Source organism: Micromonospora sp. WMMC264, assembly GCF_027497275.1.
Lineage (GTDB): Bacteria > Actinomycetota > Actinomycetes > Mycobacteriales > Micromonosporaceae > Micromonospora > Micromonospora chalcea.
On record NZ_CP114907.1, the window covers coordinates 6,046,635 to 6,062,500 of the forward strand.

At 71.7% G+C, this 15,866-nt stretch carries 12 protein-coding genes and 1 rRNA gene (1 of these 13 only partly in view); 4 read left to right on the plus strand and 9 right to left on the minus strand.

Annotated features, from left to right (window positions below; all coding sequences use genetic code 11):
- Window positions 1–82: 82 nt before the first annotated feature.
- The 5 genes from O7542_RS26945 to O7542_RS26965 form a co-directional block, all read right to left on the minus strand.
- Window positions 83–898 carry an AAC(3) family N-acetyltransferase gene (locus tag O7542_RS26945; protein ID WP_274477011.1) on the minus strand — a complete coding sequence of 272 codons (816 nt, stop codon included), beginning with the start codon at window positions 896–898 and terminating at the stop codon, window positions 83–85.
- Entirely contained in the window at window positions 886–3,189 is a 2,304-nt protein-coding gene (locus O7542_RS26950) for an FxsB family cyclophane-forming radical SAM/SPASM peptide maturase (RefSeq protein WP_166456746.1), read from the minus strand. Before O7542_RS26950 ends, O7542_RS26945 begins: the two co-directional genes overlap by 13 nt.
- A 6-nt stretch (window positions 3,190–3,195) precedes the next feature.
- Window positions 3,196–3,369, minus strand: a complete 174-nt coding sequence (locus O7542_RS26955; protein ID WP_166456745.1) for a hypothetical protein — start codon at window positions 3,367–3,369, stop codon at window positions 3,196–3,198.
- 274 nt (window positions 3,370–3,643) lie between these two features.
- Window positions 3,644–5,905: a hypothetical protein gene (locus O7542_RS26960; RefSeq protein WP_166456744.1), complete on the minus strand. Its 2,262-nt coding sequence runs from the start codon at window positions 5,903–5,905 to the stop codon at window positions 3,644–3,646.
- 10 nt (window positions 5,906–5,915) lie between these two features.
- Entirely contained in the window at window positions 5,916–7,961 is a 2,046-nt protein-coding gene (locus tag O7542_RS26965) for a hypothetical protein (RefSeq protein ID WP_205797524.1), read from the minus strand.
- Window positions 7,962–8,267: 306 nt separating this feature from the next.
- On the opposite strand from O7542_RS26965, the gene O7542_RS26970 reads away from it, so the two are divergent.
- Entirely contained in the window at window positions 8,268–9,809 is a 1,542-nt protein-coding gene (locus O7542_RS26970) for a non-reducing end alpha-L-arabinofuranosidase family hydrolase (RefSeq protein ID WP_166456742.1), read from the plus strand.
- A gap of 175 nt (window positions 9,810–9,984) precedes the next feature.
- Window positions 9,985–10,278, plus strand: coding sequence for a DUF4287 domain-containing protein (locus tag O7542_RS26975; protein ID WP_069089878.1), 294 nt, complete (start codon window positions 9,985–9,987; stop codon window positions 10,276–10,278).
- 146 nt (window positions 10,279–10,424) lie between these two features.
- On the opposite strand, the gene O7542_RS26980 is transcribed toward O7542_RS26975, so the two are convergent.
- The 4 genes from O7542_RS26980 to O7542_RS26995 form a co-directional block, all read right to left on the minus strand.
- Window positions 10,425–10,946: an alpha/beta hydrolase gene (locus O7542_RS26980; protein ID WP_069089879.1), complete on the minus strand. Its 522-nt coding sequence runs from the start codon at window positions 10,944–10,946 to the stop codon at window positions 10,425–10,427.
- Between the two features lie 69 nt (window positions 10,947–11,015).
- On the minus strand, window positions 11,016–12,734 hold the full coding sequence (gene argS, locus O7542_RS26985) for an arginine--tRNA ligase (RefSeq protein WP_166456741.1): 1,719 nt from the start codon (window positions 12,732–12,734) through the stop codon (window positions 11,016–11,018).
- Window positions 12,735–13,004: 270 nt separating this feature from the next.
- Window positions 13,005–14,063: a tryptophan--tRNA ligase gene (gene trpS / locus O7542_RS26990; RefSeq protein WP_064448821.1), complete on the minus strand. Its 1,059-nt coding sequence runs from the start codon at window positions 14,061–14,063 to the stop codon at window positions 13,005–13,007.
- Window positions 14,064–14,333: 270 nt separating this feature from the next.
- The gene (locus tag O7542_RS26995) at window positions 14,334–14,777 is read right to left on the minus strand and encodes a PRC-barrel domain-containing protein (protein WP_064448820.1); all 444 of its coding nucleotides are present in this window, start codon (window positions 14,775–14,777) and stop codon (window positions 14,334–14,336) included.
- Window positions 14,778–14,902: 125 nt separating this feature from the next.
- Here O7542_RS26995 and O7542_RS27000 point away from each other — a divergent pair, with 125 nt between their 5' ends.
- Together O7542_RS27000 and O7542_RS27005 are read left to right on the plus strand one after the other, a co-directional pair.
- Entirely contained in the window at window positions 14,903–15,166 is a 264-nt protein-coding gene (locus O7542_RS27000; protein ID WP_166456740.1) for a hypothetical protein, read from the plus strand.
- A 630-nt stretch (window positions 15,167–15,796) separates the two neighbouring features.
- Window positions 15,797–15,866: ribosomal RNA gene (locus tag O7542_RS27005) — 16S ribosomal RNA — on the plus strand; it runs 1,445 nt beyond the window's last position.

Sequence of the window (15,866 nt, forward strand, 5' to 3'; positions counted from 1 at the left end):
ATGATCACGCGCTGCTCCCCGGTCGACACGATACGGCGTCTATCGATCAGGGTAGAGAGGTTGCGCTCGGGTTACCAGGCCCTCACCGTCCGATGTGGGCGTCCATCCACGCGACCGTGGCGCGTACCGCCGCGGCTATCGGCAGCAGCCGTGCCGGGGCGCTCCCGACCGTGCCGCGCCGGGTGAACGGCTCCCTGTCGAGTTCCACTCCGACCTCGGCGAACGGGCTCGCGTCGAGGTGCGGCGCCTCGAAGTCCAGCCGTTCCCGGCGACCGTCGCGCAGCACATAGCAGCGGTACGAACGCCGCTGCAGCGGGCGGCGCAACCGGTACTCGGCGAGGTGCAACGCGGTACATGTCGAATAGCCGACACCGAGCAGCAGGGTCCAGGCCCCGGCGGCCTCCAGCGCGGCCAGCGGCGAGCGCTCGCCGAGATGCGAGTCCAGGTCGTGGACGCGCATCAGTTCCTCCGCCCGGGGGCCCCAGGCGCTGAATGACGTCTGCGGGTGCGGGCTGCGTACCGCGCCGGGCAACCGGCGTACGTGCTCGGCGAACGCGCCCACGCCGAACGACGGCGTGACGGCCGGGTCGAAGCCGGGCATCCGGTCCTCGTACGCCCGGCGTTCCTCATCGGTGAGTCCGGCGGTCGCGGCGTGGTATGCGGGGCTGCTCACCGAGTTGTCGGGGGTCTGCGCCGGGACGACGACGGTGCCGGACGGCCCGACGACGGCCCGCAGCGCGTCGGCCAGCGTGGCCGGCCCGCCGGCCACCGGTCCGAGGGCACGCAGGGAGCAGTGCACGAGTACCACGTCACCGCTGCCGAGCCCGAGCGCCCGCAGGTCGGCGGCGAGCGTGTCGACCCGGTGCGCGGGCGGGACGGCGGTGGTCACGACGGCCATCCGGACATCGAGCGGGCCACCTGCCGGACCAGCCGTGAGCCGGCCGGGGTGAGCGCGTCCGCCCGTTGCAGCGCGCCGATCGCCTCGGCCGTCCAGTCCCGGTACTGCCGGTAGACCGCCTGCGCGCCGTCGACCTGGCGGTCCGCCCGGACGCGCCAGATGTCGGCCACCGCCGCGTGCGCGTAGATGCCGTGCAGGACGGCCTCCGCCGGCCGCGGGTCGGGCCGCCAGCCCACAGTGATGTCGATCGGCCCGGTGCCGTCGACCAGGTCGCAGACGTCCAGCAGCGCGTTCATCTTGCTGTGCTGGAACTCGTGCACGAGCAGCACCGCCAGCGACCCGGCGTCGGTCTCCGTGGCCGCGACACCGCCGAACGCCTGCCGGGCGGTCGACGCCTCGCTGACCCCGTCGCCGCTGCGCCGCAACGGCACCACCGCCCGCAGCCCGGTACGCAGTTCCTCGGCGTGGCCAGGCACCTCGTCCCGGATCACCTGCCACGCCGCCGCGAACGTCTCCGCCCAGCGCACGGCGCCCGCGTCGTCGAGCCGGTCATCGGCGGGCAGCCGGTGGCAGTCGCGGTGCGGGTCGCCGTCCTCCAGCAGCACCGACACGTCTGGTGCGACGAGACGGCGGGTCGGCCACCAGCGGGGCCCGCCCGCCGCGCCCGGACTCACGGCCACCGTCACGTCCCCGGCCCGCACCCGCAGCGAGCCCGGGCCGATCTCCACCCGGGCGGTGCCGTCACCCACCTCGGGCAGCAGAACCGTGCCCATCGTCGGCAGGTGCAGGCGGCCGGATCGCACCGGCACGTCGAGGCGTACCGGAACGCCTGCGTCGAGCGCGGCGGCGGCGGCGAGCGCGCTCAGGTAGCCCGGCCCCTGGCGGGCGCCGGTGCCGGTGCCGGCGAGGCAGTCGACAGCCCACGCGCGCACGTACGGATGGGCCGCGATCCGGGCCACTGATTCCGGCGCGCTGCGGTCGAGCGCGGTCAGCGCCTCCCAGCCGTCGGCTCCGGCCGCGCCGGCCGGCAGGCGGTCGGCCACCTCGGCGAGCAGCGCGCGGACGATGGCGATCTGTGCCTCGACGAGCCGGCCGATGGCGACCCGGTCGCCGGTCGGCGCCGCGAGACGGTCGATGAAGTCGTCGGGCAGGCCGGCGTCGAGCCGGACGGGTTCCGGTGGGTTCTCGTTCACGTGCACGATCAGCTCTTTCAGATCGGCGCAGTAGACACTCGGATGGTCGAAGTGCCCGGCGCCGTACCGGTGGGCGAAGAGTCCGCCGCCGCACTGGTCGACCACCGGGCACCGCCGGCACTCGTCGCTGAGACCGGCCCGGCCGGAGCGGCGGCGGGCCAGGAGCGGGCTGGCCGCCACGTCGTCGGCCGCGTGCGAGAAGACGGTCATGCCGGTGGCCGGCGCGCCGTCGTACGCGGTCTTGAGCGAGTCCGCCTGCTCCCACTCGCCGTCCGTCTCGATCACCGCCAGGTCGACCGGGTCGAGGCCCAGCCATTCGGTGCCGCTGGGCCCGCCGCGTGCGGTGGACAGGAGCGAGTCGAACAGGCGCACCGGGACCGGTCGGCCGTCCGCGCGCCAGCGGTCGTGGACGGCGCGCAGCCAGCGGGCGTACGCGGTGTCCCCGGCGGCCGGCCGCCACGGCGGGGCGTCCCAGGTGGCGTGCGGGAGCAGGAAGTCGATCCGCGAGGGCTCCTGGGCGAGCAGGGCCTCGTACACCGCTATCGGGTCGTTGCGCACGTCCACCGTGCAGAGCAGGCCGGACCAGAGCCGCCGGTACGCCGGGCGGCGCAGCAGGGCGAGCGCGCGCAGCACCTGGTCGTAGCTGCTGGCGCCGGACCGGTAGATCCGGTGCCTGTCGTTGGCGGCCCGGTCGCCGTCGAGCGATACGCCGACCGCCACGTCGTGTTCGGCGAGTACGTCGCAGAACCGCTCGGAGAGCAGCACGCCGTTTGTCTGCATGCCGATCCGGAGCCGGGTGACCGGCCCGATGACGCGCCGCAGTTCGGCGAGCACCCGGCCCAGCCCGTCGGGGCCGAGCAGCAGCGGCTCCCCGCCGTGCAGGACGACTGTGACGTCCGGCAGCCCGTGGGCCGCCGCGTGCTCGGCGATCCTTCCGGCCGCGGCCCGGAGCACGTCCGGCGTCATCCGTACCGGGCGGCGGCGCCAGCTCTGGTCGGCGTGTTCGTAGACGTAGCAGTGGTCGCACGCCAGGTCACACCTGGCGTGCACCTTGAGGACGAACTCGGTGAGCGCCGCGCGGGCGGGCCCCGGGGCCATCGCGGATCAGATGAACGACGAGAACTTCGCCGCCGGGATCCGGGTCTGATCGAGGTGAGCCGCCATCACCCGGCGCACGATGGGGGAGATGTCCGCGGCGGAGAGCCGGTCGAGCGGCTCCGCGCGGACCCTGACCAGCGAGACCGGGGGCTCATCCTGGCGCAAGGGTGCGGTCGTCATGAGTGTTCCTTAGGTTTGTGAATGCCGGCCGAGCACAGCGGCGACGGCCAACCTAGTGCCTCTGGGGATCCAGCACCATCGACCCACCGGTGGGGAGACGGTTCTTTTTGGACGGTTCGCCGGCTGGCGTCGTCGTCGCCCCGAGGGAGCGACCGTAAGGAATCAATTATGCGCCTTTTTGCCCATCTAGGCCACGAATCGAAAGTTCAGACTTTGCCAGAATTCGTCCACCCCGATCCCCTGGTCAGGCGAGGGATCGGGGTGGACGAGCGGCTCAGGCGGTGGGGCTGCTCCCGGACGGCGTGCCGAGGTGGATGTCGACGTCGGCCGGCTCGGTCATCTGGTCGTACGCCCTGGTCCGCAGCCGGTTGGTCTGCACCTCGCCGTCGAGCAGCGCCGCCCGCAGCGCCTCCGCGTCGCTGATCTCCTTGGCGGTCACCGCGTCGGCCGCGGTCGTGGCGCCCTGCACCACCTCCAGGTGGGTGCCGTCGGTGGGCATCAACTCGGTCCACTTCGCCAGGCAGTACACCCGCTCCGGCACGTCCTGGCACTCGGTGGTCAGCTCGGGCATCTCGTCGCCGGTGCCGAGATGGCCGGCCCGGTACGCCGTCAGCTCGTCCACGAACGCCTCCAGCTCCCGCTCCACCTCCGGCGCCAGGCGCGTCGCCACCACCTTCCCGAAGATCCACCGCAGCGCGGTCAGCTCCATGCCGGCCCGCACCGGCAGGTAGAGCTTCGCCCAGCTGGCGTTGACGAAGTCGCCGGGGTCGCGCTCCGGGGCGCGGGCGTCGCCGCCGGACCACCACCCGGGGTACGCCACGAAGGACGCGCGCTCCCAGTCGAAGACCCGGTGCCAGAAGTCGATCTCCCACGCCTCGTCCCGCACGCTGGCCGGGAAGTGCGCCTCCACGATCTGCGAGACCATCTCGTTGACCGGGGAGAAGCCGGCCCGCAGCCGCGCCTCGAACTCGTCCCCCGCCGTCTCCGCCGCCGCCAGCGCCGCGTCGCGCCGGTCCTGCCACTCCTGAAGATCGGTCAGGTAGCCCGCGACCAGCGCGTTGTACGCCGCGTCGTCGGCGGTCTGGTCCACCACCGTCGGGGTACGCCGGAACCCGGCCGCGATCTGGGCCTGCGCGCCGGGACCGCCCAGCCAGCTGGCCGCGCCCACATGGATGCGGACGCGCAGGACCGGTCGGCCGTCCGCCTCCGTCACCACCGGCACACCGACGACCTGGGCCGCGATGGCGGTCGGCGGGCGGCGGGTGATCAGGTTGAGGTTCTGCCGGATCGTGTCGACGTTGCCGTCCCACTCCCAGCCGGCGTCGAGGGTGACGTCGATGTCGTAGTCGGCGCTCATGTCGCCGGTGAATCCCCACTTGTCGAGCGTGACCACGGCGGAGTACACGACGCGCGTCTCCACCGCGGCGGGCGCGCCACGCGGCGGGCGCTCCGGCTTCACCGGCATCGGGGGCAGCGCGGCGACCGCGTTGTCGCGGATCCGCTGCCGCCCGCCGGTGATCTTCTGGGCGAAGGCGAGCGCCGGGTCCTTGATCGTGGGGGCCCAGCAGACCCGTGCGCCGTACCGCTCGTGGGCCAGCTCCAGCCGTTGCAGCACCTTGAAGTAGTGCAGCGTGATCGGCGTGGCCCGGTTCGGGTTGCGGACGGTGCGCTTCGAGGACGACTCCGTGCCCGTCTCGGTGACGAGCTTGAAATCGGTCTTGTGCTGGGTGCGGTAGCGCGCCGCGACCTTCGAGGTGGCGGTCCGGCTGTCCTTGACCGCGCGGCGGCTCGTCTCCTGGCTCGCCGCGGTGACGCTGGTGGCGAAGCCGATGGTGTGGCTGGCGTTGAAGGTGCCCCAGATGCCGGTCGGGCTGGTGTACTGGCCGGTGTGGCTCGCGTTGAGCCCCCAGGTGTCGGTGAGCGACTTCTGCCGCTCGAAGCCCTCCTGGAGTTCGGTGGTGAGCGCGCTGGTCAGCTCGACGTCGGTCTGCTGTTCCGACTCGTTCTGCTCCTCCAGGGTCAGCTCGCGCTTGGTGTAGGTGCGCTGCTCCAGCACGGCCTCCTCACCGGGGGCGAGCGCCAGCGCGTAGACGTGCTCGCCGAGCGCGAAGCCCACCGGCCGGATCCGGGTGCGGTCGAGGAACGCGATGCCGACGTCGGACTGGAGCAGGCCGGCGAGGAACTCCGCCTGCTGGTCGCCGAGGAGCGTCTGGCGTCGCGCCGGCGGCTCCCGGTGCGACATGCCCGAGTCGGCGCCGGGCAGCGCCTCGGTGGCGGCGTCCATCTCGTTGGCCTTCCACAGGTCGTAGAGGCCGAGTTGTTTGAGCAGGTGCGGCAGCCGGTCGCCGTCGAGCCCGCCGTAGCGGATCGCCTCGATCAGCGCCTGCTTGACGTAGAACGGCAGGATGGGCGTCTCGCCACCGCCGAACGTGAGCCGGACCGGTACGAAGTAGTTGGAGTAGACGTACCTGTCGGAATGCGCGGTGCTGAAACCAAGCGTCGCCGGATCGGCGTCGGCGACGACGACTCTGCCCATCGGTGCTCCTCTACAGCGGCAGTGTGAACAGGGAGTGCAGCCCCTGGTACGTCATCTCGTGCGAGGTGACGAAGAATCCGGGGAACAACTGGCTGAGGGCGGCCTGGCGGACGACCGTCTCGCGTACGGCGTGCGCGGTCAGCTCTTCGAGACCGGCGACGACCTCCGCCGGCACCCCGCCCTTGGCGGCCCGCTGGTACGCCTCCGCGATCGCCTCCCAGCGACCGTCGAACGTCTCCCCGAGGTCGTCGGCGACGGTGCCCCAGGTCTTCTCGAAGCGCTCCAGTTTGGTCGAGGAGGTCCAGTCGACGTTCGTGACGCGGGCCGCCTCGGGGTCGACGAGCAGCAGGTCGGAGCGGAGGTCCCCGACGGTGGTGGACGCCTTCCACCGGAACCGCTCGGCGAGGTGGCCGGCGAGGGCCTTCTCCGCCCCGGTCGCGGCCGGGTTGCCGGTGAAGCCGACGAGGCGCAGCAGCAGATCCCGGTCCGGGTGGCCGAGCAGCATCTGGGCGACGGTCTGGCGCAGCACCGCGTCGGAGCCGCGCAGCGCGGGTGCCAGCTCCGGGTGGGCCGTGCGGACCGCCTCGACCACTGTCGCCAGTGACTTCTCCGCGAACGCCTCCAGGCCCGGTGACCGGCCGACGAGCTGGGCGACCTCGGCGGCCATCCGCCGGTGCACCTGCTGGCCGAGCCGCCACGGTTGCGCCTGCCCGGCCTTGCGCAGCGCGCGGAACTCCTCGTACGCGGCGGTCTGGAGCGCCCTGTTGAACGCGGTGGTCAGCCGCTGCTCCAGTTGCCGGGCGATGGCCGCGCGCACGACGGCGGCCTGGACGTCCCGGGGTGTCTTCGGCGGCTTCAGCTCGCGCAGGTCCTCGACCCGCTTGATGATCTCGTCCAGCGCCTCGCTCAGCTCGGCCCGGGTCGCCGCCCGGCCGGCCGACGACACCGCCTCCGACATGCTCGCCATCAGCACCGGCCGACCGTCGAGGCTGACCAGCGCGCCGAGCCGGGTGCCCGCGCCGGCGCCCGCGAACGCCTCGGCGTGCGCCGCCTGGTTGAACACGCTCAACGTCAGCTCGGCGTCGGCGAGCAGCACCCGGCCCTGCCGGAACAGCGCGTCGAGCACCTTCGGCGGGAAGAGCGTGCGCAGGACGGCCAGCCCCACCCGGGGCGTGGCGGCGATCGCGGCCCGGCCGATCGCCACCAGCAGCGCGGCCATCTGTGCGGTCAGCAGGCGCGCCTCGCGGGCGCCCGCGAGCAGCAGCGGCACGTACCGGACGGCGGCGCGCACCGCGACGCCGCCGAGCAGCCGGGCGAGGTGCACCAGGCCGGTGAGCACCTGGTACAGGTCGCCGGCGACGCGGCCGAGCAGCCGGCCGGCGGCGAACGGGTCGAGGTTCTCCAGGTGGCGGGCGAACTCGGCCGCCCAGCCGCGCCACAGCGCCAGCAGCCGATCCGGGACGGTGGTCGGGTCCAGCGCGGCCACGATCCCGGCCAGCGCCTGGCGTACGACGGTGGCCTGGTCGGCGATGCGTTGCACACCGGCGCGGGGGTCGACCGTCAGCACGATGAGCGTGGTGAACTGTTCCTGCTGAAGGCGGCCGATCAACTGCACGAGCTTGCCGAGGTCGACCACCACCGTCGCGACGGATTCCCCGACGCCGACGGCGAACCCGTCGAGGAACAGCTTCGGGTTGATCCCGTTCCAGGCCGCGTAGTGCCGCATCGCGTCGAGCAGCGCGGGGTCGAGGCCGAGCAGGAGACGGCGGAACGCGCCGTCGGTGTCGACGTCCGAGGCGGCCAGGTCGAAGAACGCCTCGGCCAGCCGCAGTCTCGCCAGCATCGCGACCAGGTCCCAGACGTTGTCGGCGGTGATGCGCCCGCTCATCGCGGTCAGGACCCGCTCGCGGGTCATCGACCGGGTGGCGTGCGCGTCCAGCCAGTACTTGACGGTCAGCGCGACGAACTCCACCCGCGGGTCCTGGGTGCGTACGCCGAAGATCGCGGCCCGGTCCTCGGCGGACACCCGCGGCACGCTGAACCAGTCCCGGATCATGACGGATTCGTTCGCCGGCTGCCCCAATTCCCCCACCCCCTCCAGCCGTGTGCACTGTCGAGCCGTGGTGCGGGCAGCGGTAGTGCTGGGTCGAGAAGCTGACATGGGCCGGTAACGTCACGCGCCCGCCTTCCATCGACTGTTACGACTTGACGAACGGCGTGTTATCGCTCACAGTCGATGGCACGGGGCGGCGGGAGCGATGGGTCGCCGAGCGGGCGCGGACGGCCGCGTGGCAGGCCGGGTGTGGGGTCAGTGCGCCAGTGCTAATTGTTAGCGCTCACAAGTGTGATCTGAGGGAGGAACATGTTTGCTTTTGGTAGATCCCCATCGACGGTGTCGCCCCCGCGACGGCGCGGATGGCTGCCGCGAGTAGTCGCGACCGGCGCTGCCGCGGTCCTCGTCGGCGCCGCCGCCGTGGCGGCCGTGTCCGCGCCCGCCGCCGCCGCGAGCGTCGACACGAACGCCTGGTACGTCCTGGTCAACCGCAACAGCGGCAAGGCGCTCGACGTCTACAACCTGGCCACCAACGACGGCGCGCGGATCACCCAGTGGACGCGCAACAACGGCAACCAGCAGCAGTGGCAGTTCGTCGACTCCGGCGGCGGCTACTACCGGCTGAAGTCCCGGCTGTCCGGCAAGGTGCTCGACGTCTACAACTGGTCGACCGCCAACGGCGGCAGCATCGTGCAGTGGTCCGACCTGAACGGCACCAACCAGCAGTTCCGGCTGGCCGACTCCGACAGCGGCTACATCCGGCTGATCAACCGCAACAGCAACAAGGTGGTGGAGGTGCAGGGCGCCTCGACCGCCGACGGCGGAAACATCGTCCAGTACGACGACTGGAACGGCGCCAACCAGCAGTGGCAGCTCGTCCGCGTCGACGGTGGTGGCGGCAACCCCACCACGCCGCCTCCCACCACGCCGCCGCCGGGTGGCACGTGCAACCTGCCGTCGTCGTACCGGTGGTCGTCGACGGGCGCGTTGGCGCAGCCGCGGTCGGGTTGGGTGTCGTTGAAGGACTTCACGGTGGTGCCGTACAACGGGCAGCACCTGGTCTACGCGACGACGCACGACACCGGGTCGTCGTGGGGGTCGATGAACTTCGGTCTGTTCTCGAACTGGTCGCAGATGGCGTCGGCCAGCCAGAACGCGATGTCGTCGGGGACCGTGGCGCCGACGTTGTTCTACTTCGCGCCGCGCAACATCTGGGTCCTGGCGTACCAGTGGGGACCGACCGCGTTCTCCTACCGCACCTCCAACGACCCCACCAACCCCAACGGGTGGTCGTCGGCGCAGCCGCTGTTCACCGGCAGCATCTCCGGCTCCGGCACCGGCCCGATCGACCAGACGCTGATCGCCGACGACCAGAACATGTACCTGTTCTTCGCCGGTGACAACGGCAAGATCTACCGCTCCAGCATGCCGATCGGGAACTTCCCCGGCAGCTTCGGCTCGAACTACACCACGATCATGTCCGACAGCACGAACAACCTGTTCGAGGCCGTGCAGGTCTACAAGCTGCAGGGCCAGACCCGCTACCTGATGATCGTCGAGGCCATCGGCTCGCAGGGCCGCTACTTCCGCTCGTTCACCGCCACCAGCCTGAACGGCTCCTGGACCCCGCAGGCGGCCACCGAGTCCAACCCGTTCGCCGGCAAGGTCAACAGCGGCGCGACGTGGACCAACGACATCAGCCACGGTGAGCTGATCCGCACCACCGCGGACCAGACCTTCACCGTCGACCCCTGCAACCTCCAACTGCTCTACCAGGGCCGCTCCCCCAACTCCGGCGGCGACTACGGCCTCCTGCCCTACCGCCCCGGACTGCTCACGCTTCAGCGCTGAGCGCGTACCCCGAGGTGTGGAGAGCCCGGCCCGCGACCACGCGGGCCGGGCTCTCCGGCGTCTCGCCCGATCGTTGTCCTGGAGGCAACGACGGTGGCCCGGTCCGTCGTTGATCGGACCCGCGCCGCCCGGGAGGGTGGAGTTGTCACCACCTCCCGGACGAAGGGTTGAGCAGATGTCCTTCCAGGCATACCTCGACGCGATCGAGGACAAGACCGGCAAGACCCCGCGCGCCCTGGTCGACCAGGCCCGGGAGCGTGGCTACGACGCCGCCGACGTGAAGGCCGGCGTGATCGTCGGCTGGCTCAAGGACGAGTACGGCCTCGGCCGGGGACACGCGATGGCCCTGGTCCACGTGATCAGGAACGGGCCGAAGATCAGCGCCAAGCACGTCGGCTCCACCGGCTCGCACCGCGACGACAGCGACACGCTGTGGCTGGACGGCAAGGCCGCCCGAGCCGCCGCGTAGCGGGGCGTGGACAGCGACGCCTATCGTTCGCGGCATGGGAGCGATCAAGCCGTGGCACCTGTTCATCCTGACGCTCTGCTGCCTGCTGCCGCTCATCGCTGCGGTGGCGGGGGTGGTGTGGACGCGGCGACGCCGCCGCTGACCCGTCAGCGGCCGGCGACGAACTCCTCCACCGCCGTGCAGACCCGCCCCAGCGCCTCGGCCGAGGCCGCCAGCGGTCCGGGCACCATCATCGAGTGGTCGGCGTCGGCGACCTCCACCACGTACGGGGTGAGCCGCCGCGCCACCGCACCGTCCCAGACCGGGTCGGCGGTGCCGCCGGCCAGCAGGAACGGCGCGGTGGCCCGGGCCAGCGGCTCCCGTACCGCGGGGTCGGTCAGCAACGGCGTCAGCCAGACCGCCGGGATGCCCCGGTCGGCGGCGAGCGGGGCGGCGAAACTGCCGAGCGACTTGCCCACGAGCAGATCCACCCCGGCGTCGAGGACCGGATCCAACTGCTCGGCGACCCACTCCGGCGCGGCGTCGTGGCGCAGATCGCCGATCGACCGCCAGGTCACCTCGTGCACCTCGAAACCGCGCCGGCGCAACGCCTCCCCGATGTAGACGAACAGCGGCCCCCGGGTGTCGTAGCCCCGTCCCGGAGCGAGTACCGCGCGTCGATCCGCCATGGCCGCCTGCCTCTCGTTCGATCGATGCGTCACGCTAGCGCCGCACGGGCTTCCGGTGGCCCCGCTGCCTCACAACCGTTCCGGGGTGCGGATGCCGAGCAGGTCCAGGCCCTGCCGCAGCACCCGCCCGGTCAGCTCGCACAACACGAGCCGGCTCTCGCGTACCGGCCCGTCTGCCCGCAGCACCGGGCAGCGCTCGTAGAACGCGCTGAACGCGACAGCCAGCCGGTGCAGATACGCGGTCAGCCGGTGGAACTCCAGGCTGCCCGCCACCTCCTCGACCACAGCGGCGAAACCGACCAGTTCCATCGCGAGCGCCCGCTCGGCCGGCTCGGCGAGCGAGACGTCCGCGTCCGGCCGCGCCGCCGCGCCGGCCCGCCGGAAGATCGACCGGACCCGGGAGTACGCGTACTGGAGGTACGGCGCGGTGTTCCCGTCCAGCGACAGCATCCGCTCCCAGTCCAGCACGTAGTCCTTGTGCCGGTCCCCGGACAGGTCGGCGTACTTGATCGCGCCGATGCCCACCGCGCGCCCCACCTCGGCGGCCTCCGCCTCGCCCAGCTCCGGGTTGCGTTCCCGGGCCAGCGCGGTGGCCCGCTCCACAGCCTCGGTGAGCAGCCCGACCAGCTTCACCGACCCGCCGGCCCGGCTGCGCAGCATCCGCCCGTCCGGGCCGAGGATCGAGCCGAACCCGACGTGCTCGGCCCGCACCGGCGCGGTCAGCCAGCCGGCCTGCGCGCCGACCGCGAACACCATCTCGAAGTGCCGCCGTTGCGGCAGCCCGACCACGTAGAGCAGCCGGGTCGCGCCGAGCGTGCCGGTCCGGTGCCGCAGCGCGGCCAGATCGGTGGCCGGGTAGCCGTACCCGCCGTCGGACTTGCGCACGATCAGCGGCAACGGCTCGCCGTCACGGCCCACCGATCCGGGCGGGAACACGCAGTCCGCGCCCTCGCTGCGCCGCAGCAGGCCGAGCCGGTCCAGTTCCTCGACAGTCGGCGCGAGCTGGTCGTGGTAGCTGCTCTCGCCCCGGAAGTCGTCGCCGGTCAGCGTCACGTCGAGCAGGTCGTACACGGTCAGGAAGTAGCTCTCCGACTGCGTCACCAGCAGCCGCCACAGCCGCAGCGTCGCCGGGTCACCGCCCTGCAACGCCACCACCCGCCGCCGCGACCGTTCCCGGAACGCCTCGTCGTCGTCGAACTTCGCCCGCGCCGCCTTGTAGAACCCGTCCAGGTCACCCATCGACAGCTCCTGCGCCGCCCCGGCCTCGCCCAGGTCGAGCAGGTGCTCGATGAGCATGCCGAACGGCGTGCCCCAGTCGCCGAGGTGGTTGGCGCGCAGCACCCGGTGCCCGAGCCACTCCAGCGTCCGGGCCGCCGCGTCCCCGATCACCGTCGACCGCAGGTGCCCGACGTGCATCTCCTTCGCCACGTTCGGCGCCGAGTAGTCGACCACCACAGTCTCCGGCTCGGCCACCGGCGGCACGCCGAGCCGCGGGTCGGCGGCCAGCGCGGACACCAGCCCGCCGAGCGCGTGGTCGGCCACCGTCAGGTTCAGGAAACCCGGACCGGACACCTCGACCGACGCGCAGACGTCGGCCAGCGCCGCGCGCCCCCGTACCTCCGCGGCGATCTCCCGCGGCGGCCGGCTGAGCCGCCGGGCCAGGCCCAGCGCCGCGTCGGACTGGAAGTCCGCGTGCTGGGAGCGCCGCACGGCCGGGTCAACCGGCACGCCGGCCACCGCCGCGAACGCCGGCGCCAGCCGGTCGGTGAGCAACCTTTCAAGATCCATGGGTACGCCGATCTCGCTGTGGATCCGCCGCGCGGATCACCTGACGGGAACGCGACGGCGGAGCGAGAACGGTCGATGACGACCGGCGGCTCGATCCGCCGGTCGCAGGAGGGAAGGCTCAGCGCAGGCGGTCGCGGGACCGCCGGCGTCGCAGCGCGCCGAGCCGGACGTCGGAGGACGTCATCGGGTACGCGTGCGAACTGGCCATGTCGGCAGCGTAACCGGCCGGCCCGGGGCGTGCGCAAGCGCGTACCCCGGGCCGGTCTGTCGTCAGGCCGAGGTGGCGACGGCCTTGCGGTAGCGCTCGGCCCGGCGCCGCACCTGGGCGTACGCGCTGCTCAGGCCCATCGCCCGGCGGACCTCGACGAGCGTGCGGCGCACCTCGACGCGGGTCCGCTCGGTGCCGGTGACGATCAGCTCGTCGACCAGGCCGGGCTGCGCCTCGAACCGGGCCCGGCGCTCCCGGATCGGGTCGAGGAACCGGTTGAGCGCCGTCGCCAGCGCCTCCTTGACCTCGACGTCACCGACCCGCCCGGCACGGTAGCGGTCCTTGAACTCCGCCACCTGCGCCCGGTCCGGGTTGAAGATGTCGTGGTACTCGAAGACCGGGTTCCCCTCGACAGTGCCGGGCACGTCGGCGCGGACCCGGTTCGGGTCGGTGTACATCCCCATCACCTTGCGGCGCACCGTCGCCGCGTCGTCGGAGAGCGCGATCGCGTTCCCCTTGCTCTTGCTCATCTTCCCGGCGCCGTCCGTGCCGACCAGCGTGGGCGTCTCCGACATCAACATGTCGGGCACCGGGAAGACCTCGCCGTAGAGATGGTTGAACCGCCGGGCGATCTCCCGCGTCACCTCGACGTGCGCGGCGTTGTCCTTCCCGACCGGCACGACCTGCCCCTTCACGCAGAGGATGTCGGCGGCCTGGAGGACGGGGTAGCCGAGCAGGCCGTACGGCATCTCGTCCTTGCCGGCGTCCCGGGTCATCTCCTTCAGCGACGGCACCCGTTCCAGCCGGGGCACCGTGATCAGGTTCTGGAACAGCGTGTTCAGGTCGCCGACCTCGGGGATCGCCGACTGGAGGTAGAACGTCGCCCGTTCCGGCTCCACCCCGGCGGCGAGGATGTCGGTGACCATCTCGCGGGCGTTGTGCGCCACCTGCTCGATGTCCGCGCGGCTGTTGCGGGTGGTGAGCATGTGCAGGTCGGCGATGATGAAGAAGCTCTCGTAGCGCTGGTGCAGCCGCACCCGGTTGGCGATGCTGCCCACGTAGTGGCCGAGGTGCAGCCGCCCGGTCGGGCGGTCTCCGGTGAGCATGCGTGCAGAGGACATGGTCGTACGCCTTTCGTGCCGGTCGCTGGCGGGGAGAAGCGACCCGGGTGTCACCCGGGTCGGTGGAGCGGGCTCGTCAGAACGAGCGCCGCCATCGCCCGCCGGCGCGGAATCGGAGTCCGCCGGCACGGAGTACGTCGAGGATCTGCTCCCGGCCGTCGACAGCGTGGCCCGGAAGACCGCTACGGGTCTCCGGGAGGCAGCTGCGCGGCCGGACCATGCCTGACACGGTAACCGCTCACCGGCCCGCGCCGCTGCCTCCTGCCGCGCTTACTGCTGTCGATAGCTCTCGGAGTAGTAGCTGCCGACCCGCTCCCGGTACTCCGGGTGCGCGAAGTGGTCGCTGTCGAACGCGGGCGACTCCTTCACCTGGTCGCGGGTGCGGTCCACGTGCACCACGCGGTCCAGGTGGTCGACCCGGGCCACGGTGCCGGCCGGCAGCAGCACCTTCTTCCCGAAGATCCACGGCCCGGTGTCCACCACCAGGTAGCGCGCGTCGGCGTCCTCGTTCGCCTCGTCGATCGACCCGATCCGGCCGTCAGTCGCCTCCACCCGGTAGCCGGTGAGGTCGAGCGGCGTACCGGGACCGGGGGCGTCGAGCTGGTCGTCGGTGTCCGCGGCGCGCTGCCGCGGTACGTCTCCGGGCCGGGTCTGGTCGTACCCACCCGCCAGGGCGGACGGGTCCCGCCAGGCCCAGGGGTTGAACGGCTGCATAGGTGGCACCTCCCGCGCATCGGCTCGACGCCGGGAACAGTGCCCCGGCGGCCACGCCGGAAACACGCGTCGCCGTCCCCGACGCCCTGACCTGCAGGTACGGCCCGCTGGCATACTGGCCGACCATGGTCCTGTCACGTGGTTGGTCACTGTTCCTGGTCGCCGTCGGCGTGTGGACCTGGGCGATCTGGCCGAGGTTCGCGGTCGCCATCTGGAACGACGAGCGCGCCTGGCCTGCCGGCGTCGTCGGCGAGGGCAGTCCGACGGGCTTCCTCTGGGTGCACGCCCTGCTGATCGGCGCCTCTCTGGCGATCGGCACGACTGTCGGTGTCCTGGGCATCCGCGCCTACCGTGCCTCCCGCCGCCCTGCCCGCGTCGGACGGGTGTGACGCGCGCCGCTACCCACCGATTTGACGATCAAACCTGTGGCCGCGTAACTTTCTCTCTGCCAGCGCGGAACGGGGCAAACGGGACGAAAGTCCTGAAGCGCCGAACCGGGATTGGCGCCGGGTCCGAACGAGGTTCTCACCTCCGCAAGACCTGGTCCGGGCGATGCTCGCCAAGATGCCGGAGGGCGGATTTGGCGGAGCGAAACCGACCGGGTAAGGTTGTCGACCGGCAGGGAACCGGGCGAGCTAGCGGGAGACCGCAGCGGCCGGCCTGCCAAATCCGATGATCAGACGCAGCGGGTGACTGCTGCGTGGGTTCAGCGGTGCCGACCCGTACGAAGCGTGACAGACCGGGACACACGGTTTGACACGGCAGAGACGGTGAGGTAACGTAGTAAAAGTGCCCGGCGCGAGAGCGGCGGGTGGTTGAACGAAATGCCCCAAGCGGGGGCTCCGCGGTGCGGGGTTTCTGGTTGGTGTGTGGTTGTTCTTTGAGAACTCAACAGGGTGCTTGTAAAGCCAGTGCCAATTGTTTTATACCCCGGACTGGTGGCTGTTCTTTGGAATGGTTGCTGGTTGGGATTCCTTTGGCAACACTTTTGTTGCCAGGATGCTGTTCGACAAAGATTTTTGTTGGAGAGTTTGATCCTGGCTCAGGACGAACGCTGGCGGCGTGCTTAACACATGCAAGTCGAGCGGA

What these genes read in the sequence shown, in the direction of transcription:
- O7542_RS26945 (WP_274477011.1), bottom strand. Translation starts at nt 898, where the DNA reads ATGGCCGTCGTGACCACCGCCGTCCCGCCCGCGCACCGGGTCGACACG.
- O7542_RS26995 (WP_064448820.1), bottom strand. Translation starts at nt 14,777, where the DNA reads ATGCAGCCGTTCAACCCCTGGGCCTGGCGGGACCCGTCCGCCCTGGCG.
- O7542_RS26955 (WP_166456745.1), bottom strand. Translation starts at nt 3,369, where the DNA reads ATGACGACCGCACCCTTGCGCCAGGATGAGCCCCCGGTCTCGCTGGTC.
- O7542_RS26970 (WP_166456742.1), top strand. Translation starts at nt 8,268, where the DNA reads ATGTTTGCTTTTGGTAGATCCCCATCGACGGTGTCGCCCCCGCGACGG.
- trpS (WP_064448821.1), bottom strand. Translation starts at nt 14,063, where the DNA reads ATGTCCTCTGCACGCATGCTCACCGGAGACCGCCCGACCGGGCGGCTG.
- argS (WP_166456741.1), bottom strand. Translation starts at nt 12,734, where the DNA reads ATGGATCTTGAAAGGTTGCTCACCGACCGGCTGGCGCCGGCGTTCGCG.
- O7542_RS26960 (WP_166456744.1), bottom strand. Translation starts at nt 5,905, where the DNA reads ATGGGCAGAGTCGTCGTCGCCGACGCCGATCCGGCGACGCTTGGTTTC.
- O7542_RS26965 (WP_205797524.1), bottom strand. Translation starts at nt 7,961, where the DNA reads ATGATCCGGGACTGGTTCAGCGTGCCGCGGGTGTCCGCCGAGGACCGG.
- O7542_RS26975 (WP_069089878.1), top strand. Translation starts at nt 9,985, where the DNA reads ATGTCCTTCCAGGCATACCTCGACGCGATCGAGGACAAGACCGGCAAG.
- O7542_RS26980 (WP_069089879.1), bottom strand. Translation starts at nt 10,946, where the DNA reads ATGGCGGATCGACGCGCGGTACTCGCTCCGGGACGGGGCTACGACACC.
- O7542_RS26950 (WP_166456746.1), bottom strand. Translation starts at nt 3,189, where the DNA reads ATGGCCCCGGGGCCCGCCCGCGCGGCGCTCACCGAGTTCGTCCTCAAG.
- O7542_RS27000 (WP_166456740.1), top strand. Translation starts at nt 14,903, where the DNA reads ATGGTCCTGTCACGTGGTTGGTCACTGTTCCTGGTCGCCGTCGGCGTG.